The following is a 20,086-nucleotide window of genomic DNA, read 5'->3' on the forward strand; positions in this document are numbered from 1 at the left end:
AAACAGCTCCCCTCTGTCTTTATGAAAAACAGAGGGAAACTTTTTACTTACATGCTTTCGTGCATTGTACGGTTAATAACGTCAATTTGTTGTTCACGAGTTAACTTAATGAAGTTAACCGCATAACCAGATACACGAATTGTTAATTGTGGATATTTTTCAGGATGTTCCATTGCATCCATTAATGTTTCACGGTTAAATACGTTAATATTTAAGTGATGTCCTTCTTTTACTGCATATCCATCAAGCATAGATACTAAGTTGCGAACTTGTACATCATCTTCTTTACCAAGTGCTTTTGGAATAATTGAGAATGTATTAGAAATACCATCTTGTGCATCTTCATATGGTAATTTCGCAACAGATAATAATGATGCTAGTGCACCTTTTGTATCACGACCGTGCATTGGGTTTGCGCCTGGTGCAAATGGTTCTCCAGTACGACGACCATCTGGAGTATTACCAGTTTTCTTACCGTATACAACGTTAGATGTAATTGTTAAGATTGACATTGTATGAACAGAATTACGGTATGTTTTATGTTTACGAAGCTTGTTCATAAATGTTTTCACAAGACTTACCGCAATTTCATCAACGCGATCATCATTGTTACCGTATTTAGGGAAGTCTCCTTCAATTTCAAAATCAACTGCGATACCATTTTCATCACGGATTGGTTTTACTTTCGCATATTTAATTGCACTTAAAGAGTCAGCTACTACAGATAATCCAGCAATACCTGTTGCCATTGTACGAAGAATCTCTGTATCATGAAGTGCCATTTCAATGCGTTCATAGCTATATTTATCATGCATATAGTGAATTACATTTAATGTATTTAAATATAAACCTGCTAGCCATTCCATTGTCATATCAAATTTACGCATAACTTCTTCGTAATCTAATACTTCAGAAGTGATAGGTGCAAATTCAGGTCCAATTTGTTCTTTTGATTTTTCATCTTTACCGCCATTAATTGCATATAACAGTGTCTTAGCTAAGTTTGCACGAGCTCCGAAGAACTGCATTTGCTTACCAATTCTCATTGCAGACACACAACAAGCAATACCGTAATCATCGCCATACTCTGGGCGCATAATGTCATCATTTTCATATTGAATTGCAGATGTTTTAATAGACATTTTCGCACAGTAGTTTTTAAAGTTCTGTGGTAATTGTTTAGACCAAAGAACTGTTAAGTTTGGCTCTGGAGCTGGTCCTAAGTTGTCTAATGTATGCAAGAAACGGAATGAGTTTTTCGTTACTAATGGACGACCATCAAGTGCAATACCACCGATAGATTCTGTTACCCAAGTTGGATCACCAGAGAATAATTCATTATAATCAGGTGTTCTTGCAAATTTCACAAGACGTAATTTCATAATGAAGTGGTCCACAATTTCTTGTGCTTCTTCTTCTGTTAATGTACCGTTTGCTAAATCTCTTTCAATAAAGATATCTAAGAAAGTAGATGTACGGCCAAGACTCATTGCTGCACCATTTTGTTCTTTAATTGCTGCAAGATAAGCGAAATATAACCATTGGAATGCTTCTTGTGCATTTGTTGCTGGCTTAGAAATATCAAAGCCATGAGAAGCTGCCATTTGTTTTAATTCTTGAAGAGCACGGATTTGCTCAGATAATTCTTCGCGTAAACGCATTGTATCTTCGCTCATTACACCGCCAGTTAAATTCAAATCTTCTTTTTTCGCTTCAATTAAACGATCTATACCGTACAATGCAACGCGGCGATAGTCACCAATAATACGACCACGTCCATATGCATCTGGAAGACCTGTAATAACGCCTGATTTACGAGCTGCTCTCATTTCAGGAGTATAAGCATCGAATACACCTTGGTTATGCGTTTTACGCCAGTCTCTGAAAATACGGCTTAATTCTTTGTCCATTTCATATCCATAAGATTCACAAGCTTGCTCTGCCATACGAATACCGCCGTATGGTTGTAATGAACGCTTAAATGGCTTGTCAGTTTGGAAACCAACTACTTTTTCAATATCTTTATTTAAATATCCTGGGTCATGTGATGTAATAGAAGAAACAATTTTCGTATCCATGTCAAGGACTCCGCCATTGTCACGTTCTTGTGTTGTTAAATCCATTACTTGATCCCAAAGTTGTTTCGTCGCTTCTGTTGCTCCAGCTAAGAAGGATTCATCACCTTCGTATACGTTTACATTATTTAAAATGAAGTTGCGGACATCAATCTCTGCTTTCCACTTTTCACCTTTAAAGTTTTCCCATGCATTTTTTACATTTTCTAATACTTCAGTCATCCTAATCTCCTCCATTTTTGATTAGTACAGGACTAAGATTTTTTATATAACAGCTTACGTATTTAGAATACTACTTTTTTGAAAAAATGAACGTTACAGTTGTGACATGTTTGTGAAATAGTGAGCAAACCACTATGGACATAGTGAAAACACTACTTAAATCTTGATTTAATTAACCTCTTTTAATAATTTCATTTTTTTTGGTATTCTTAATGAAGGAATCCTTTTCTGCAGTATAAGAGTCGTATCCATTTTAAACTGTAATACTTTCCCTCCCTATTCTGTTATAGTATTTTTGAAACAGAATGAAAAAAGGTGTGCCTGTTTTGGCACACCTTTTTTGTATAGATGGCTATATACATTGTAAACCGCGGTGAAAATAATATTTCTTCCACGGTAGGGATAAACTTCTCATAAAGTGAAAATTCTATCCCCGCCGGATGGAAAGCTCTCGCCAATCGTGCTTTTACAGGCCTTTTCCCTGCCTATCTTCTTCGTTTTCTCTGAAGAGGTCTACTGCTCACGAATAGCGAAAACTTCCAGCAGTAGGAGGATTTATCGTCCGTTAATATGTGGTTTAAAAAAGGAGGAATTTTATATGCGAAAAACAAAAATCGTTTGCACAATTGGACCTGCAAGTGACCAATACGAAACATTACTTTCTTTACTAGAGTCTGGAATGAATGTGGCTCGATTAAATTTTTCTCATGGAACACACGAAGAACATGAAGCACGTATCAATACGATACGAAAAGCCGCAGCGGCAGCTAAAAAAAACATTGCACTCTTACAAGATATTAAAGGACCTAAAATTCGAATCGATGAATTTGAAGGCGGACAAGCAGAACTGCTTGAAGGTACGCCTGTTACTGTTTCAATGAAAAAGGTACTCGGAACATCTAAACAGTTTTCTGTCACATATGAAGGTCTATACGATGATGTAGAAGTAGGGTCCCATCTATTACTTGATGATGGACTATTAGAGCTAGAAGTAACAGAAAAGACAAATGGTGAGTTACAAACAAAAGTTATACATGGCGGAATAATTAAAGATCATAAAGGTGTGAACGTGCCAAATGTAAAAATCCGCCTGCCTGGTATTACGGAAAAAGATAAACAAGATATTCTTTTCGGAATAGAGCAACGTGTTGATTACATCGCAATCTCCTTTGTACGTAAAGCTGCTGATATTTTAGAAGTACGCGACATATTAGCAAAGCATAATGCCTCACATATTCGCATCATCGCAAAAATTGAAAATCAAGAGGGAATTGATAATATAAAAGAAATTGTAGAAGTTGTGGATGGAATTATGGTTGCCCGCGGTGACATGGGCATTGAAATTCCAGCAGAATATGTACCAATTATTCAAAAAGAATTAATTCATACCTGTAATTTGCTCGGAAAACCAGTCATTACGGCAACACAAATGTTGGATTCTATGCAAAGAAATCCAAGACCAACCAGAGCAGAAGCTTCAGACGTAGCAAATGCAATCTTTGATGGCACAGATGCGATTATGCTCTCAGGAGAAACAGCTGCCGGTGACTACCCAATAGAAGCCGTACAAATGATGAATAAAATCGCTCTGCAAGTAGAGGAGTCTTCTTTATTCCAAAATCAAAAGCAATTGCTTCATGATAACCATAAACAAATAACAGAAACAATCAGTGCCGCTGCTGTTCAAGCAGCTTATTCCTTACAAGCAAAGGCGATTTTAACACCAACCAAAAGTGGTTATACAGCGCAAATGATCTCAAAATATCGCCCGCACACTCCTATTATCGCAACAACAGCTGAACAATCTGTTATGCAGCAACTCGCACTCGTATGGGGCGTACATCCATTTTTCACTGCATCAAAACAAACGACAGATGAAGTAATTGAACAAGCATTATGTAATGCTAAAGAACAACAGCTTGTCTCTACGCAAGATATTGTCATTGTAACAGCAGGTGTCCCTGTTAACGAACGCGGAACGACAAATCTCATGAAAATTGAGGTTGTAAAATGAAGTGAAACTTCCATCCGTAAGTACTTTACTGCCCGCTAATAAAGTAAAAAAGGCAGATGCACTACGCATCTGCCTTTTTTACTCACAACCATCTATATTACATGTCATACCATCTGAAACTGTTACTTTTTCTTTTTTTAGTTCCTGTTCAATAATAGCTTCTAACGCTTCTTTGTTACGTACACCTTGTACCACACTCTCTCCAATAACAAATGTCGGCACAGCTTGTACGCCTTGTTCATAATAAGCGTGATGAACAGCTTTTTGATGCGCCTCTTTATACGTACCATTCTCAAGCGCTTGACGAAACTCATCTTGATTTAATCCCACTTCTCCAGCTATTTCTACAAGCACATCTACTTCTCCAATATTACGCTCCTCTTGGAAGAATGCAGTAAACACACGATGCTGATATTCATTTCCTTTTCCATTTTCTTTTGCATATTGATATCCTTCAAATGCAGTATGTGTATATGGATGTGGTGACAACCGAGGTAATTTTATATCAACACCCATTTGCTCTGCCCACGGTGCAATTGTACTTTGGAACATCCCTAACTTGTCTGGTTCATTCCATGGATCAATACGTTCCGCTGGATATGGACGTAATTCAAATGGCATCCATTCTACTTCTACATCTTTTCCTTGAATTGCTTCTTGTAATGGTTGTTCACCAATAAAACAAAATGGGCAAACATAATCGGAATATACTTTTATTTGTAATGTCATTATTTTTCTCCTTTGCGCTCTTTGTTGTAATGATTATAGTTACAACAAGACACTCCTGTCAACTAAAACCCTTTTCCATTCAAAGGAAGATGTCTAACGATTTTTCAACGTCAATATTGCAGCTACCGCATAATATAAGGCTCTCTCATACTTTGCATGTTCCGCAATTGATAAATTAACGAGCGAACCACCGCTCGCAGAAAAATATTCAATCGCTTCTACTGGAATCGCATCTTCTTTTACTTCAATATAGCTGCCATCTTTCCAGTTTCCCTTTTGGATATTCGCATGCAAATCCCCAGTAATTTCTCCAATTTCTTCATCATGTTCAGACCGCAAAAGCCATTCCAGCTTTTTTAAATTCCATGTCTGTTTCAGTTCACAAATCTTATCTCCCGCTAAGTCATGAAACGTATAAGAAAGGTGCATGCCTGCTCTTTGCCTTACAATCAACATTGCTTCTCCCAATTCGTTGTACAAAACAAAGCGCTTTTCATTCAATGATTTTAAGAAAAGGGATACGAAAATTTTCCAAACCTTTTGCATTTTTGTTTCATATTCTTCTCTTAAAATGCCCATTGTATTTCCATCCATTGAAAAGTATGTAATTGAAGTGATTAAAGACGTTTCTCTTCTTATAACAAATCGCTGTTGCTCCAGCATCGGTAATGGCTCTTCAATACGAATAGTTGTTCCAATTTTCTTAGCCCTTTCTTTTTCTACGAAACTATAAATCATAAAAAGAAGGGCCATTATAATCATACTTATAAAAGTTACAGTATCCTTGCCCCACTGAAAATAAGGTGTCCGAATATAATCAAGTATAAACGCTATAATAGCAGCAAAAAATATAAAGCTAGAAAGAAGAAATAACCTTTTCCCATTCCGGGCATGGTGTTCATGAATCCCCATATTCAACCCCACTTTTTTACATATTTTTATTATTATCTCATTTCTCGATTATTTATCCAAATAAAAAAAGCTATCTCATAAGATAGCTTTCTAACCTTCTACATGCCGAGTCATCGTATAAATATCATTACTTAATACACCAAACGATTTAATGTTATTTTGAATATTAGATAATAAAACCACATACGTACTTCCATTTTTACTAAAACTATTTAAACAGTCCCACCCTGGCATAACGCCATGATTTGAGTAACTACCAGGATCCACATACCAACCAAAACCATAATCTTTTTTAACTGCTGTAAACATTTGATGATAACTTGCATTTGAAATGAGCTTTCCTGTAAATAAAGCTTGATCAAATAAATATAAATCATATGACGTCATGTATATATCACCGCATCCAAACAATTGCGACATGCTTGGTAAAGCTGGTGTTGTCATCTTATTATCTACAATTTTATATCCAGTAGAAGGATAGTTTTCTTGTTGAAAGTTGTCACCAAATCCTGAGTGCTTCATACCAGCTACGTCAAATATATGCTTTTGAATATAATCCTCAAGGGATTCTCCACTCACTTTCTCTACAATATACGCAAGCACAGAGTAGTTAGAATCAGAGTATTTCCAATTCGATCCGGGAGGGAATGCTAATTTTTGATGTCCTATTCTTTTGATGAGTTCATCATGAGTAATGTTCTCTGCTCCCTCTGGATACTCTGGAATACCTGATGTATGTGTAAGGAGATGTACTAATTTAATCTCCCGGCCTCTTGGGAAATCAGGAATATATTTCGCGACAGTATCTTCTATGTTTAATTTATTTTGTTCTTTCAATTGCATAATGGAAGTCGCGACAAAAGCTTTTGTAATTGATCCGATGTAGTAGGACGTCTCTGAATTATTAGCAACTTTTTCATCTTGATTGGCAAATCCATATCCTTTATTCAAAAGAACCTTTCCATTCTTCACAACAACAGCTGTACCACTGAAGTTTTTACTCTTTAAGTACGCATCCAATTGGGCATTATTATTTATATCTTGCGTAGGTTGCTCAGCTGGCAATTCTTTTGGATTTGGATTCGGGTTTGGATGTTTCTCTACATCTTCCTTCTTTACTTCTTTCACCGCTTGCAACGTTTCCTTTTCTTTATTGTGAGAAGTAATTTTCGTATATCCCCAATATATAAGGGTAAACAACAGACTGAGAATAATCGTTCGCTTTATATATACAATCGGTCTGTGAGATTTCATAACAATAAAAACCTGCCTTTTTGCATAGTTGCTCATTTTACATCCTACTTTATCATGCAATGAGTAGTTTACCAACGTCATGCATAAAAAAATAAAAAAGAGCATCTAAAATGCAAGATAGTCGTTACATTTGTAATGAAATAACACTTCCGTCAATGGTATTTTCTTCATCCTCGATTTATAGAAAGCCTTTACCAATCGGGCAGTTATCCCCCCTATCTTCTGCGTTTTTCTCTGAATCTTGAGGTGGGTCGCGAATAGCGGGATAAAAAAAACCCTCATTTTTATCAATGAGGGATTTCTTGTTTATTATTTATACATGTTTTTTCATATCATCAGCAACAGACTCAACGTTTGTACCAACGATAACTTGTACACTTGTATTACTTAATTTCATGACACCTTTTGCACCAGCACGTTTTAATGCTGATTCATTTACTAAATTTGCATCTTTTACTTGTAAACGAAGGCGAGTTGCGCAGTTGTCAATTACTGCTAAGTTTTCTTTTCCACCTAGCGCTGCTACGTATGTTTCACCGATAGAACCAGCTTCACCTGCCTCAACCGTTCCTTCTTCCACTAACTCATCATCATCTTCACGACCAGGTGTTTTTAAATCTAATTTCTTGATTAAGAAGTAGAAGACAAAGAAGTAAATTGCTGCATAAACTAAACCTACAACTGCTAATAATACTGGTTTTGTTGCAATACCGAAGTTAATAACATAGTCAATTGCACCGGCACTAAATGAGAATCCATCATGAATGCCAAGCGTTGTTGTGATAAATAAAGAAAGACCTGTTAATACAGCATGAATACCATATAATACTGGTGATAAGAACATAAATGAGAATTCAATTGGTTCTGTAATACCAGTTAAGAATGAAGTTAATGCAAGACCAATTAACATACCAGTAACTGCTTTACGCTTTTCTGGTTTTGCTGCTGCAATCATCGCAAAACATGCTGCCGGTAAACCAAACATCATAATTGGGAAGAAACCAGTCATGAACATACCTGCAGTTGGGTCTCCTGCAAAGAAACGAGCGATATCGCCATTTACAACATTTCCTGCTGAGTTTGTAAAATCACCAAGCACAAACCAGAAATATGTGTTCATTACATGGTGTAAACCAATTGGAATTAATAAACGGTTTAATAATCCAAAAATTCCTGCACCAACTGCTCCTAAGTTAACGATACCATGCGCTACTGCATCAATACCGCTTTGAATTGTTGGCCAAATTTCTCCAAATACTAAACCTAATAAAAGCATCACTACAGCTGTAATAATCGGTACAAAACGTTTACCAGCAAAGAATCCTAGCCATTCTGGTAATTTAATTTTATGGAATTTATTATATAACAATCCTGCAACCACACCTGCAATAATACCGCCTAAAATGGCCATATTAATTTTCGGTGCTAACGTTGCCGCTTTCGCAACCTGACCTAAAGTATCTGCCATTTTAGAAGGATCCACAGAACCAACTAAATGTTGCACACTGCTTAATTTATCGTTTAACTCCGCTGCTGAATACCCTTTACTTAAAGTATCCGTCGTATTTTTCAAAACCTCATAACCAATCGCACCCGCAAGAGCTGCGGCACCACTACCATCAACAGACAAACCGACTGCAACACCAATCGCAAAAATAAGTGCTAAATTATCAAAAATTGCTGCACCGGCTTGTGCCATAACAGGAATATTAAATACGTCAGGCTGTCCTAGACGAAGCAATAACCCGGCTGCTGGCAATACTGCAATTGGAAGCATTAATGCTTTACCAATACGTTGTAAAAACTGCAACATCTGAATTCCTCCTATCCAAATTATGAAATCGTTTCCAAATTCAAACAATTTTTAGAAAACGCTTTCTATTAACATAATCATAATAACATATAGTTGTATAGATGTGTAGTTATTGTTTCCGAGCTTTTTATGGATTTATCTTCCTTAATCCTTGTTACATGTAATATTTCTCCTTATTCTAATCACTAAAAACAAATTGATTAAACATACCATTTTTACAAATAACGAAGCGCCCTCATGAATAGAAGTTTCATTTTATCATTCCTCATTTTCATGTTATTATTTATTTCCTGGATTGTCGGGAAAGTTAAATTTAGTAACTAATTATACTAGGAGTGTTTATTATGCAGTGTATCGAGACTAACAACTTACAACAGTTATTAGATCAAGTTCAGCCCTATACAAAACAAGGAAAGCTTGCAACATATATTCCCGAATTAGGGAATGCAAATCCCGATGATTTAGGTATCGCGATTTATCATAAAGAAAGTCATTACGTTCATGCAGGAAAATCCCAGATACTCTTTACGCTTCAAAGTATTTCAAAGGTAATTACACTTGCTCTTGCTCTTTTAGACCGCGGTGAAGAGTATGTATTTTCTAAAGTTGGCATGGAACCAACAGGTGATCCTTTTAATTCTATTATTAAATTAGAAACAACCAGTCCCTCTAAACCATTAAATCCAATGATTAATGCTGGGGCATTAGCTATCACAAGTATGATTGCAGGTGAATGCAATGAAGAAAAAATGGAACGCATCCTTCACTTTGTTCGTGATATTACAGATAATCCTTCCATTAACTATTCTTCTAAAGTTGCCATATCTGAATTAGAAACTGCTTATTTAAACCGCTCTCTTTGCTACTATATGAAGCAAAACAACATTATCGATGGTGATATTGAAGAATTAATGGATCTATATACACGCCAATGTGCGATTGAAGTAAACTGCATCGACTTAGCCCGTATCGGACTTATCTTTGCGATGGATGGTTATGATCCATATCGAAACAAACAAATTATTCCCAAACACATTACGAAAATTTGTAAAACCTTCATGGTAACGTGTGGTATGTACAACGAGTCTGGAGAATTTGCAATTCGTGTTGGAATTCCAGCAAAAAGCGGTGTAGCTGGTGGAATCTTTGGCTGTGTAAAAGGTGAATTGGGTATTGGTATTTTCGGTCCTGCACTAGATGAAAACGGCAATAGCCTTGCTGGGTTTAAAATATTAGAATTGCTTTCTGAACAAGAAGGCTGGAGTATTTTTTAAAAAGCGTCTAAAATGGCGCTTTTTTCTGTATAATCTTGCATATTTTCTATACACCTTCGAATAGTATAGTACAACCCAGTGTTTTATCACATAAAACTTCCAGTCAGAGAATACCTTTCTTTCTAAATCGTTCACTAATCAGTTCTTACTGCCCACGAATAGCGGGATAAAATGGAGGTGCTTATGAAACTTATCCTTCAAACAGAAGATCAGGCAATTCTCGAGAAAACCATTCTTCTTTTTGTATTAAGCATCGTCGAAAGTTTAAAATTAAAAGTTGTTTCCCTTGATGAAGCCTATCGATACATATTTAATTTAGATGTACTGGAATTGTTAATGGACCGAAGCATTGATGATAAAGTACTGGAAGTCATTCACTTTGGCATAGAGTTAGAAGACATTCAAAACCTAATCCCAGAAGATTTAGAACAAAATATTGAAGAGTTAAAATGGCGCTGTATTCAAGTGCTAAGTGATTATGAAATGTATGAGGAAACCGAGCAATTGATTGAAGATATTCGGTAAAGTGAACATTCCAGTAAAATAACACTCCCCTTCTTCCCGTTAAAGCGGTAAAAAAAGCACCTCTTTAGGTGCTTTTTAATGTTTTTTTAAACTATTTTTATATGTTTCAATATTTACTGGTAACTCTTCCTCTTCTAACGTATGTTCATTTACATCTTTGTGAATGTAAGCACCCTTTGGAGGTTGATGATCGTGTCCTTTTTTCTTATGATCAAAAGATTTACCGCGTCCCATACTAACACCCCTTCCATTAAATAAAGTCTATGTTAGTATAAATAAAAGGTCGTCGACATATGCAATGGTTTGTTGTATTTCCGAGGAAATTGCAGAAGTTTGTTTGATTCCTCGCTTAACGAGCAGTGAGTCTCCGCCTATTGATGGAAGCCCACCTTTCTCTTATAAGAGTTGATCCACTGCAATTATAATAAGCAAAGCACCTGCAATTATAGTTGCCCATTTCCCTAAATACACCGCTAAATACTTTTTACCTACGTAAGAAAAGAGCCTAACACTTAAAAAGCTGAAGAAACCAGAAATAATAGCCGTCATCCACAGATTCAAATTTGTTATACCTGCATCAAAACCACCTGCAATATTATTAATGGATAGTGCAATTCCAAGTACAATTGCTTCTGAAAAACCAATTGATTTCGATCCATCGAAATCAGCTGCTTCTGGATTGCGTAAAATGCGCATTAACACATTACTTTGCTTCCTTCCCTGTTCTGTCTCCTTACTAAGCAACGGCTGACATAGTACCAATACTCCAATACTCCCAATTACAATGGCACCAATAACACTAGCTGTAGCATTTGAAATAAACAAGGAAAGCCAATTACCGAAAAAACCTGCAACAAGTGTAAATAAAAAGCCAAAGAAAGCTATGATAAAGTTATTGAACCACGAAATATGAATCTTTCGAATTCCATAGGCAATTCCTACACCCGCATTATCTAAATTTGAAGCTATCGCAATAAATAGAATTGAAAATAAACTTGTTATATACATCAACAAACGCTCCTTTATTGCATTTTTTATTGTATCTTATGCAAATATTGAGCAACTGTGCCTGTCTGTTTCATATACTTCTAATAAAATCTCAACATTTCTTCAACATTTCAGCAACAAAAAGGAGCGCCGAAAACTATGTCTACTCAAAATATAAATCATCAACTCGGTACGGTATTAAAAAAATTATTACAAGAGCGTGCTTTATCTATGCGGCAGTTTGGAACGCTAACCAACATCGATCCCTCTACCATTTCACGAATTATTAATGGAAAGCAACAAGCGAAGCAAAAACATCTTCAAAGGTTTGCCGAATGTCTGCAAATTCCTATACAGTACTTATATGATGCAATGTACGTAAAACATCCTCAACAAACAGCTGAATCCCAAACAGAAATGTATACATCAATTGATGCCATTCAAAATACATTACAATCCTCTAACTTATTTGACTACGAATACACAACAACTCGTGTAAAACAAGAACTTGAAAATTACGAACGCTATGCGAAAACAACAGAAGGACAACGCCTCATTCACGATGGATTTTCAACAAAGTTGCAACAACTTGATAGCACAGGTCCTTTCATCGATCAACTAAAAGATATGTATCATCAATTTTGCAAAGAATCTATTACGCCGCAAGAACGAGCAATTATCGGAAGCGCCTTGCTATATTTTGTTTTATCAACCGATATTATTCCAGATTACGTATTTCCGATTGGATACTTAGATGATGCAATTGCAGTAGAATTAACGAAGGAAAAGTTAACTGAGATTAAAAATAAATCGGAGAAAGAAAAATAAAACCTATTATTCCACACTATAAAGAAAAGAGATGCATGTCCTTAGCTAACATGCATCCCTTTTCTTTACCTTAACCTAAATTTTTATCCTGCTATTGGTGAGCGGTAATACTGTCACCTTAAAATTACGCCAAAAACAAAAATTTAGGCGGAGGATAAAGTGAAACTTTCATCAGTGTTTTTTTCATCCCCCTACTGATTAAAGTTTCACTTTATTATAAACTTTGCGCTTCTCTCGTATTTGCTTCTTCAACCTGTTTCATTTTGTTGTTCTTATTTTTAGAAACACGGTAAAACAGTAAGCAAACAATCGTAAACGGAATACCGCAATACAATGCCATACGTTGATCTGGAATAAAAGCCATACTCACAATTACGGCCATATTTAATCCGAAACAAAGAAGTGGCACAATCGGATACAACGGCGTTTTAAATTTCAAATCCTTAATATCCCCGCCTTGTTTTATATATGCTCTTCTCCCTAGAAAATTTGATAAACCAATCGATGCCCAGACTAGTATTCCACCGAATCCTGCAATAGAAAGAAGCCATAAATAAACTGTATCCTCTGCATATATACCGGATAATAAAGAAAGACAACCAAAAATCAAACTTGTAATTAATGCATAAATAGGAACACCCTTTTTAGATAACTTCCCAAAAATTGGACTAATCATCCCTTGATTCGCCATAGACCAAAGCATACGAGAAGTTGCATATAAGCCTGAATTTGCTACTGATAACACCGCTGTAATAATAACAAAGTTCATAATATCTGCGGCATACGGAATCCCAATTTGATCAAATACAACTACGAATGGACTTTCTACTAATCCCGCTTTTTCCCATGGGAATAACCCAGCGAGTATGAACATAGAAAGTATAAAGAAAATGAATATACGCCAAGCTGTATTTCTAATTGCTTTCGGAATGGTTTTCTCCGGGTTTTCACTCTCACCGGCCGTAATCCCAACAATTTCGGTCCCCTGAAAGGAGAAATTAACGGCAATCATTGTAATTAGAATCGCTTTCAGTCCATTCGGGAACAGTCCCCCGTGATCAGTAAAGTTTGAAAGCATCGGTGCTGCGTCATTTCCTTTCATATGTAAAAATCCAAACATCGCTGCCCCGCCTAAAATAATAAATGCAATAATTGTAATTACTTTAATACCGGCAATCCAAAACTCAAACTCTGCAAAACTCCGTGAGGATAATACATTAATCGAAAAAAGAAGGACTGCAAACACGATGCACCATATCCAAGATGGTACATGTGGAAACCACCGCTTCATTAAAATACTTACTGCAATCAACTCAATCCCTATCGTAGCAGCCCAGTTTAACCATGACATCCAACCAACTACATAACCTACTGCAGGCGAAATATACTTTGTAGCATACACTTGATAAGATCCTGCATTCGGCATAGCAACAGCTAACTCTCCAAGACAAAGCATCGTTAAATACATAACAAAGCTCCCAACAAGATACGCAGCAATTGCTCCGCCTGGTCCAGCTTCATGAATGGTGTAACCTGATCCCAAGAAAAGGCCTGTACCAATAACCCCTCCAAGTGCAATCATAAATATGTGTCTACTTTTTAACTCCCGCTTTAACTCCTGATTTTGCTTTTCCATATGAACCCCCCTTTAATTTTATCCCGCTATTCGCGGACAGTAAGACCCCGCTGATGGAAGCTTCACTTTATAAGCACCCCAAAATGTAAACGCTTTAAATTTAATATGAAAAATAAAAATGAATAAAGTGCATTTTTATTTCATCGTTACTATAGATTTGTACTAGAAGGGAGATTTTTCAAAAGAAAATCTCCCAATACAAGAAAAAAGTCAAAATACGATAGATAGTTCATACGAAAACTTTCTTAGGCTCCACTTGATAGTGATATAAATTAAGCAATTGTTTAAAAGAGCATTAGAAAACGGTACATAATCCAGAAGGCTTTGTATTAATCACTTCCTGTGATCAACAGATCATCCCTGACTGTTATTAATAATGTTTGATTTGTGATAGCTTGTCCTTCTTCTACTTCCAGTCCTTCAACATAGCCACTGATTCCCACTTTAATTTCTACTTTCTGCTTATCCATAGTTTCAATTAAAGCTAATTTCTCCCACTCATACACATAGGAACTTTCATTAATAAATAATTTTTCAACCTTACCATAACAAGGACTGTACACGTTTTCTATGACTGTCTTCATCTTTTAAACCCCTCTTTCTTATTAAATAAACATGTAAATCTTCCAATTCACCTCCTAAAAAAATCAGAGCATTCAACTATTAATATGCAAGATATGTACCAACCTAATTTCTTACGTGGAATTAAGAGTTAGTACTGAAAAAATTTTAATATGCGCAAAATTTTTCTTCTCCTTTAAAGATTTTTAACCAAAAAACGCAAATTTTTTTTGCATACTTGCAATAATTTTATTAAAATTAAGAAAAATCAGTCTTCATAGGGTATAACAAGGAGAAGATGAACGATGCACACAGAAGAAATCAATCTCAAAAAATTAGTCGAAATGAATATGCTATATGAAACCTTACTCAATGAAATTGATATTGGGATTCACATGATTAACGAAGAAGGTAAAACAATCATCTACAACCGCAAAATGATGGAAATTGAATCAATGAATCATAAGGAGGTACTATATAAAGATCTTTTAGAGGTATTTGCATTTGAAGAAAATCAAAATAGTACACTTATAGAAGCACTAAAGCTGGGAAAAGCGAGAAAAAATATAAAGCAAACTTATTTCAATAATAAAGGGCAAGAGATTACAACAATTAATGATACCTTTCCCATAGTAGAAAACGGAAAAGTAAAAGGCGCTATTGAAATAGTAAAAGAGATTCCCCAGATAAGACAAACAAGTAAAGCGAATGCCCTTCGAGGGCATAATACTAAATTTACCTTTAATCATATAATAGGCAATTCTAAAGCCATTCAATCGGTTATTATAGAAGCAAAAAGAGCAACACGCACCTCTTCCTCTATACTTATCATGGGAGAAACAGGAACCGGCAAAGAATTATTTGCACAAAGTATTCATAATGAAAGTCACCGTGCAAGTAAGCCTTTTATCTCACAAAATTGTGCTGCTATACCTGAAACCCTAATGGAAAGCTTATTATTTGGCACAAACAAAGGAGCTTTCACAGGCGCAATAGATAAACCAGGCTTATTTGAAGAAGCACACGGGGGAACTTTATTATTAGATGAAATTAACTCATTAAGCCCAGCGCTTCAAGCTAAATTATTGCGTGCAATACAAGATAAAACAATACGAAGAATCGGAGGAACACAAGAAAAAGAAGTAGACGTTCGAATCATAGCAACTATTAATGAAGATCCAATTGAAGCCATGACACACAATCGCTTACGAAAAGACCTATACTATAGATTAAGTGTTGTTACTTTATTTCTTCCGCCTTTAAGAAAGCGGAAAGAAGACATCTTACCACTTCTTCGTAGCTTTATTGAAAAATATAATATGCAATTTGGCTTAAAAGTAAAAGGTATAGATAACAACGTCAGAGACTTTTTCTATAAACACGATTGGCCTGGGAATATAAGAGAATTAGAACATATAATTGAAGGGTCTATGAATTTAATAGAAGATGAAGAAATGATTACAACATCTCATATTCCAACACGTTTTTACGAGCTAGCAAAAAATGAATTAAATATTCACCCTCCTCTAGCTAGGTGGGAAACTGATAACTCAGATCACACATCTAGAACTTTAAAGAACACAATAAAAGAAACGGAAAAAGAATATATTATTCAAATTCTAAACGAACATAATGGTAATATCTCACAGGCCGCAAAATACTTAGGATTAAGCAGGCAAAACCTGCAATATCGATTAAAAAAGTACGGGCTAAACACGTAAAGATTATCGCTCTGTCATTAATCCATAGGAGTTTATATACATCACATGGATCTCTTTGAAATTTCTATAAGTACAGCAAAAAGGGTGTTCTTAAAGAACGCCCTTTTTTGTATGGCACCACTTATAAATAAATGACAGAATCACTTTTGTAAACTCAACAAGCTGTTCTATCTCAACTCTTTCATTCACTGAGTGCGCTTCTTCTAACGTACCTGGCCCATAAATCACTGCTGGAATGTTAAATTCACTGAACCATCCTCCATCCGTTACTGTAGCAGACATATCAAGAATGGCACTGCGGTGTAATGTTGATTCATGTACAGCAGCAAGTTGTCGCACTGCTGGATGATCTTGATCAACTTCTAATGAAGGAAAGATTTCACCACGATCCACAATCATAGATTCCCCGCCCCATTTAAATTGTGGTGGATTTTCACGCAGCCATGGATCAGCTGCCGCAAGTCTGCCAATGTAATCTTCAATTTCCTCAATCACCTGTTGATGTGTTTCATTTGGATAGAAGTGTACCGTAATCCATAATCGGCATTCATCCGCAATAAATGCCGCATGACGTCCTCCTTCAATGACTGCTGGATTAATTGTCGTTGTCCCTACTGGATAGCCATCATATGTTTTCATAACAGCCCAGTGTCTTTCTAGCTCTTGTAATCCTTGCACAATTTTCATCATCTTTTCAATTGCACTCGCTCCGAACAAGCGACCACCAGCATGAATCATTTGTCTGCGCGTTGCATCATGAAATGTTTGCGGGCTTTTCACAGTAATCCATCCTGTAATAACCCCGCCTTGGCCTTGCATATGTAAATCACTTGTATCCACAACAACTGCAAAATCAGCATTATATCCACGCTTACAACATTGAAGTGTTCCTGCTTCCCCTACTTCTTCTCCAATTACCGACTGAAAAATCAAGTCCCCGGGCAGTTCAATACCAGCTTCTTGCAAAAGTTGAATGGCAAATAGAGCCCCAGCTAGTCCACCTTTCATATCAGCAGCACCGCGGCCAACAAGCCATCCCTCTTTTATAAAAGGTTCAAATGGTCCAGTCTCCCATGGTTCATCTGCTGAAACTTCTGCTACATCCATATGCCCATTAATAATTAAACTTTTGTGTAAGTCTCCTGCTGTACCCTGTTTCACTCCAACAATATTTGGATCATTCGGATACACGTCCCATTTATCAATCTTAAAATCACGCTTCGTTAAAAAATCAGCAACAAACTGCTGCGCTTCATTTGTATTTCTTGCTGGTGGTGCAGGAGTTTCAAAACGAATTAATGTTTTTGCCAGTTCTACTAGTTCATCTTTTCTTACATCAATTTGTTCTAGTAGCTTTGAAATCGTTTCATTCATTGCAAATTCCCCTTTGCATGTATAGTAAATTTTTATTTTCACATAAACAATTTAGTGTCTACAAACTTTCAACGAGTTATATTTTTATTCTAAACCTTTATTTACAACCGAAACAATAAAATCCCAGTAAGTGACTCCATTTACTTACTGGGATGTTTATGTTCCTTATTATCCAATTAAAAATCAACCTTCTCCAAATACAAACCACTTGCATCAGCAAGACAATTGATTTGATTTCGTTGTTTCGCCTCTAAAATTTGTGGTATTACTTCAGCGTCTAACTGGCCTAATCCAACTTCTATTAACGCTCCAACAATTTTTCTCACCATATTGTGAAGAAATCCGTTTCCGCTTACTCTAATTTGGATAAAGCCTTCTTCTTCAACGATATCAAGCTTATATACTTCTCGAACCATAGACTTTTTCTTAGATTTAGCATTTGAAAAAGCAGTAAAATCATGTGAACCGATTAAATATTGAGCTGCTTTTTTCATATGTTCAATATTTAATTTTTTTCCAACGTGCATGCTGTATTTTCGCATGAATGGATTTGTATGTTCTTCATTCCAAATCTTATATAAATACGTTTTTGCCTTCGAGTTATAGCGAGCATGGAAACGCTCTGGAACTAATTCCACATCAGTAATACTAATATCATTTGGTAAGTATTGATTTAAGTACTTTTTAACTTTAAGTTCCGTTACATTCTCATCAATCGTAAAATTAGCTACTTGATTAAGAGCGTGTACACCAGCATCTGTTCTGCTGCATCCAATGATTTCAATTTCTTTTCCTAGCATTTCAGATAATACATTTTCTATTTTTCCTTGAATGGTATTATCGTTATTACCAAGACGCTGCCAACCCTTATAGCGGCCGCCGTCATATTGAATTGTTAATTTGTAGTTGTTCATTGTTTTCTGCTATTAAAAACATAGACATTTGCCTATTTTTTATTAACAGACTCACCGCCTTTCTTATACCTAGAAAATACAATCACTGTACCTATCCGTATCATATATAATTCTTCTCACCTGCATATTTAAAAATACCACGTTATAGAGAACAGGGATAGATAAGGAATACAAAATTCCTTAGTGTCGTTTCCATAACAGGCGCTTCCTCTACTTCACTAAGCTACGTATACCCTTCATATCCACCTCGTAAAATGTCCTCCACATAAGCAAGCGTCGGCTTGTTATTTTTATGAACAATCTGGAGTGCTTTGAGTATGAGCTCCTCTGACAGATCATCCATCCACGCATTCAGTTCCTCTGCCGTATACAGTGATAAGCTGCCAAAGTTTTGTTCATAAAACGTGAATACATTGCGGTCAGAATCTATTTCTTCTTCTTTTTCATCAATTTCACAGCTTTCGATATCTTCAGCCTGAGACTCTCCGAATGGCATACCAAAATGCTCTAATAACAGTGGAATGCTCAGCTCTTCCTCCAAACATTTTTGCAGAAACATATGTACAAACTTTTTGTTTTTCACAGTCTTTAGCTCACGCAATACACATTTCTCGACGTTCGCGTTCGTAACTGGGTTATAGCGCACCCAGTTCAGAATATATAACTCCTTCGTTTCTGCATCATATAATATTTTTCCATAATCGATGAACCGCTGCAGCAGCTTCTCGACAGTCTCTCTGTTGTAACCTGTTTCCATCTCCGCTAAACGTTTTGGCAATGGATAAATGCCGCATTGCGTCGTTTTAGAGCATGTTAGCAAGTATATGTAAAAGTATCGCTCCTCCGGCGTTAAGTCCAATACAAAATCATCCTGCCAAAAATTCATCTGTACATTACGGTATACTGCCATGTCTCTTCCTCCCATCTTTAGCGACACATATAAAATTCCCTGGCGTTTCCTTAATAGATATAAAGATAAGTGAGGAAATTTGGTAGTTTTATTTTATAAAAAATTACTTCTACGGTTTTATTTCCCTCGAAGCGATTCTTGTAGTAGTAGTTTTTTTTGTTTTTGTTTTTGTTTTTGTTTTTGTTTTTGTTTTTGTTTTTGTTTTTGTTTTTGTAATGATTTATTACTTGCAAGGGACTTGGGAGGGGCTTACAAGGGGCTTGTAAGGGGCTATTCATTGTGAATCGAAAGAATTTGGCTATCATTATAACAAAAATCCAATTTTGACCAATTAACC

General features: G+C 36.0%; 16 protein-coding genes and 1 pseudogene. 5 read left to right on the forward strand and 12 right to left on the reverse strand.

Going from position 1 to position 20,086, the window contains the following annotated elements:
* Positions 1-47: 47 nt before the first annotated feature.
* On the reverse strand, positions 48-2,297 hold the full coding sequence (pflB, locus tag WAX78_RS20025; RefSeq protein WP_336483769.1) for a formate C-acetyltransferase: 2,250 nt from the start codon (positions 2,295-2,297) through the stop codon (positions 48-50).
* 598 nt (positions 2,298-2,895) lie between these two features.
* Between pflB and pyk the strand changes: the two are divergent.
* Positions 2,896-4,305: pseudogene (pyk, locus tag WAX78_RS20030) on the forward strand (pyruvate kinase); the annotation flags it as partial.
* An 84-nt stretch (positions 4,306-4,389) separates the two neighbouring features.
* On the opposite strand, the gene WAX78_RS20035 reads toward pyk, so the two are convergent.
* The 4 genes from WAX78_RS20035 to nagE all read right to left on the reverse strand — a co-directional run bounded on the left by WAX78_RS20035 (position 4,390) and on the right by nagE (position 9,019).
* Complete coding sequence (locus WAX78_RS20035) at positions 4,390-5,040, reverse strand: DsbA family oxidoreductase (RefSeq protein ID WP_336483770.1); 651 nt, start codon at positions 5,038-5,040, stop codon at positions 4,390-4,392.
* A gap of 93 nt (positions 5,041-5,133) precedes the next feature.
* Positions 5,134-5,952, reverse strand: a complete 819-nt coding sequence (locus WAX78_RS20040; RefSeq protein ID WP_336483771.1) for a sugar ABC transporter ATP-binding protein — start codon at positions 5,950-5,952, stop codon at positions 5,134-5,136.
* A gap of 90 nt (positions 5,953-6,042) precedes the next feature.
* Entirely contained in the window at positions 6,043-7,242 is a 1,200-nt protein-coding gene (locus tag WAX78_RS20045; protein ID WP_413789216.1) for a serine hydrolase domain-containing protein, read from the reverse strand.
* Positions 7,243-7,519: 277 nt separating this feature from the next.
* On the reverse strand, positions 7,520-9,019 hold the full coding sequence (nagE, locus tag WAX78_RS20050) for an N-acetylglucosamine-specific PTS transporter subunit IIBC (RefSeq protein ID WP_336483772.1): 1,500 nt from the start codon (positions 9,017-9,019) through the stop codon (positions 7,520-7,522).
* A 344-nt stretch (positions 9,020-9,363) separates the two neighbouring features.
* Between nagE and glsA the strand changes: the two genes are divergently transcribed.
* Together glsA and WAX78_RS20060 are read left to right on the forward strand one after the other, a co-directional pair.
* On the forward strand, positions 9,364-10,293 hold the full coding sequence (gene glsA, locus WAX78_RS20055; RefSeq protein WP_336483773.1) for a glutaminase A: 930 nt from the start codon (positions 9,364-9,366) through the stop codon (positions 10,291-10,293).
* Between the two features lie 183 nt (positions 10,294-10,476).
* Positions 10,477-10,818 carry a DUF3969 family protein gene (locus tag WAX78_RS20060; protein WP_336483774.1) on the forward strand — a complete coding sequence of 114 codons (342 nt, stop codon included), beginning with the start codon at positions 10,477-10,479 and terminating at the stop codon, positions 10,816-10,818.
* Between the two features lie 75 nt (positions 10,819-10,893).
* Here the strand turns inward: WAX78_RS20060 and WAX78_RS20065 are convergent, their stop codons facing one another.
* Together WAX78_RS20065 and ytaF are read right to left on the reverse strand one after the other, a co-directional pair.
* The gene (locus tag WAX78_RS20065; protein ID WP_020061179.1) at positions 10,894-11,052 is read right to left on the reverse strand and encodes a hypothetical protein; all 159 of its coding nucleotides are present in this window, start codon (positions 11,050-11,052) and stop codon (positions 10,894-10,896) included.
* 162 nt (positions 11,053-11,214) lie between these two features.
* Positions 11,215-11,826, reverse strand: a complete 612-nt coding sequence (gene ytaF / locus WAX78_RS20070; protein ID WP_336483775.1) for a sporulation membrane protein YtaF — start codon at positions 11,824-11,826, stop codon at positions 11,215-11,217.
* A 138-nt stretch (positions 11,827-11,964) separates the two neighbouring features.
* Here ytaF and WAX78_RS20075 point away from each other — a divergent pair, with 138 nt between their 5' ends.
* The gene (locus tag WAX78_RS20075; RefSeq protein ID WP_336483776.1) at positions 11,965-12,633 is read left to right on the forward strand and encodes a DUF1232 domain-containing protein; all 669 of its coding nucleotides are present in this window, start codon (positions 11,965-11,967) and stop codon (positions 12,631-12,633) included.
* A gap of 214 nt (positions 12,634-12,847) precedes the next feature.
* Here the strand turns inward: WAX78_RS20075 and WAX78_RS20080 are convergent, their stop codons facing one another.
* Both WAX78_RS20080 and WAX78_RS20085 read right to left on the reverse strand, forming a co-directional pair.
* The gene (locus tag WAX78_RS20080; protein WP_336483777.1) at positions 12,848-14,269 is read right to left on the reverse strand and encodes an amino acid permease; all 1,422 of its coding nucleotides are present in this window, start codon (positions 14,267-14,269) and stop codon (positions 12,848-12,850) included.
* Between the two features lie 329 nt (positions 14,270-14,598).
* Entirely contained in the window at positions 14,599-14,853 is a 255-nt protein-coding gene (locus WAX78_RS20085; RefSeq protein ID WP_336483778.1) for a biotin/lipoyl-containing protein, read from the reverse strand.
* 282 nt (positions 14,854-15,135) lie between these two features.
* On the opposite strand from WAX78_RS20085, the gene WAX78_RS20090 reads away from it, so the two are divergent.
* Positions 15,136-16,551 carry a sigma-54 interaction domain-containing protein gene (locus WAX78_RS20090; protein ID WP_336483779.1) on the forward strand — a complete coding sequence of 472 codons (1,416 nt, stop codon included), beginning with the start codon at positions 15,136-15,138 and terminating at the stop codon, positions 16,549-16,551.
* A gap of 90 nt (positions 16,552-16,641) precedes the next feature.
* Here WAX78_RS20090 and WAX78_RS20095 read toward each other — a convergent pair whose 3' ends face one another.
* The 3 genes from WAX78_RS20095 to WAX78_RS20105 all read right to left on the reverse strand — a co-directional run bounded on the left by WAX78_RS20095 (position 16,642) and on the right by WAX78_RS20105 (position 19,749).
* A complete protein-coding gene (locus WAX78_RS20095; protein ID WP_336483781.1) occupies positions 16,642-17,925 on the reverse strand; it encodes an acetylornithine deacetylase in 1,284 nt (427 codons plus the stop codon).
* Between the two features lie 176 nt (positions 17,926-18,101).
* Positions 18,102-18,839: a tRNA pseudouridine(38-40) synthase TruA gene (truA, locus tag WAX78_RS20100; protein ID WP_336483782.1), complete on the reverse strand. Its 738-nt coding sequence runs from the start codon at positions 18,837-18,839 to the stop codon at positions 18,102-18,104.
* Between the two features lie 223 nt (positions 18,840-19,062).
* The gene (locus tag WAX78_RS20105) at positions 19,063-19,749 is read right to left on the reverse strand and encodes a DnaD domain-containing protein (RefSeq protein ID WP_336483783.1); all 687 of its coding nucleotides are present in this window, start codon (positions 19,747-19,749) and stop codon (positions 19,063-19,065) included.
* Positions 19,750-20,086 lie beyond the last annotated feature (337 nt).

It is taken from the genome of Bacillus yunxiaonensis (genome assembly GCF_037104695.1).
In the GTDB taxonomy this organism is placed as follows: Bacteria; Bacillota; Bacilli; order Bacillales; family Bacillaceae_G; genus Bacillus_A; species Bacillus_A yunxiaonensis.

Excerpts from the sequence above, each read along its gene's own strand:
- WAX78_RS20105 (WP_336483783.1), bottom strand. The coding sequence starts at position 19,749 with ATGGCAGTATACCGTAATGTACAGATGAATTTTTGGCAGGATGATTTT.
- ytaF (WP_336483775.1), bottom strand. The coding sequence starts at position 11,826 with ATGTATATAACAAGTTTATTTTCAATTCTATTTATTGCGATAGCTTCA.
- WAX78_RS20075 (WP_336483776.1), top strand. The coding sequence starts at position 11,965 with ATGTCTACTCAAAATATAAATCATCAACTCGGTACGGTATTAAAAAAA.
- WAX78_RS20045 (WP_413789216.1), bottom strand. The coding sequence starts at position 7,242 with ATGAGCAACTATGCAAAAAGGCAGGTTTTTATTGTTATGAAATCTCAC.
- nagE (WP_336483772.1), bottom strand. The coding sequence starts at position 9,019 with ATGTTGCAGTTTTTACAACGTATTGGTAAAGCATTAATGCTTCCAATT.
- pflB (WP_336483769.1), bottom strand. The coding sequence starts at position 2,297 with ATGACTGAAGTATTAGAAAATGTAAAAAATGCATGGGAAAACTTTAAA.
- WAX78_RS20090 (WP_336483779.1), top strand. The coding sequence starts at position 15,136 with ATGCACACAGAAGAAATCAATCTCAAAAAATTAGTCGAAATGAATATG.
- glsA (WP_336483773.1), top strand. The coding sequence starts at position 9,364 with ATGCAGTGTATCGAGACTAACAACTTACAACAGTTATTAGATCAAGTT.
- WAX78_RS20035 (WP_336483770.1), bottom strand. The coding sequence starts at position 5,040 with ATGACATTACAAATAAAAGTATATTCCGATTATGTTTGCCCATTTTGT.
- WAX78_RS20085 (WP_336483778.1), bottom strand. The coding sequence starts at position 14,853 with ATGAAGACAGTCATAGAAAACGTGTACAGTCCTTGTTATGGTAAGGTT.
- WAX78_RS20040 (WP_336483771.1), bottom strand. The coding sequence starts at position 5,952 with ATGGGGATTCATGAACACCATGCCCGGAATGGGAAAAGGTTATTTCTT.
- WAX78_RS20065 (WP_020061179.1), bottom strand. The coding sequence starts at position 11,052 with ATGGGACGCGGTAAATCTTTTGATCATAAGAAAAAAGGACACGATCAT.
- truA (WP_336483782.1), bottom strand. The coding sequence starts at position 18,839 with ATGAACAACTACAAATTAACAATTCAATATGACGGCGGCCGCTATAAG.
- WAX78_RS20060 (WP_336483774.1), top strand. The coding sequence starts at position 10,477 with ATGAAACTTATCCTTCAAACAGAAGATCAGGCAATTCTCGAGAAAACC.
- WAX78_RS20095 (WP_336483781.1), bottom strand. The coding sequence starts at position 17,925 with ATGAATGAAACGATTTCAAAGCTACTAGAACAAATTGATGTAAGAAAA.
- WAX78_RS20080 (WP_336483777.1), bottom strand. The coding sequence starts at position 14,269 with ATGGAAAAGCAAAATCAGGAGTTAAAGCGGGAGTTAAAAAGTAGACAC.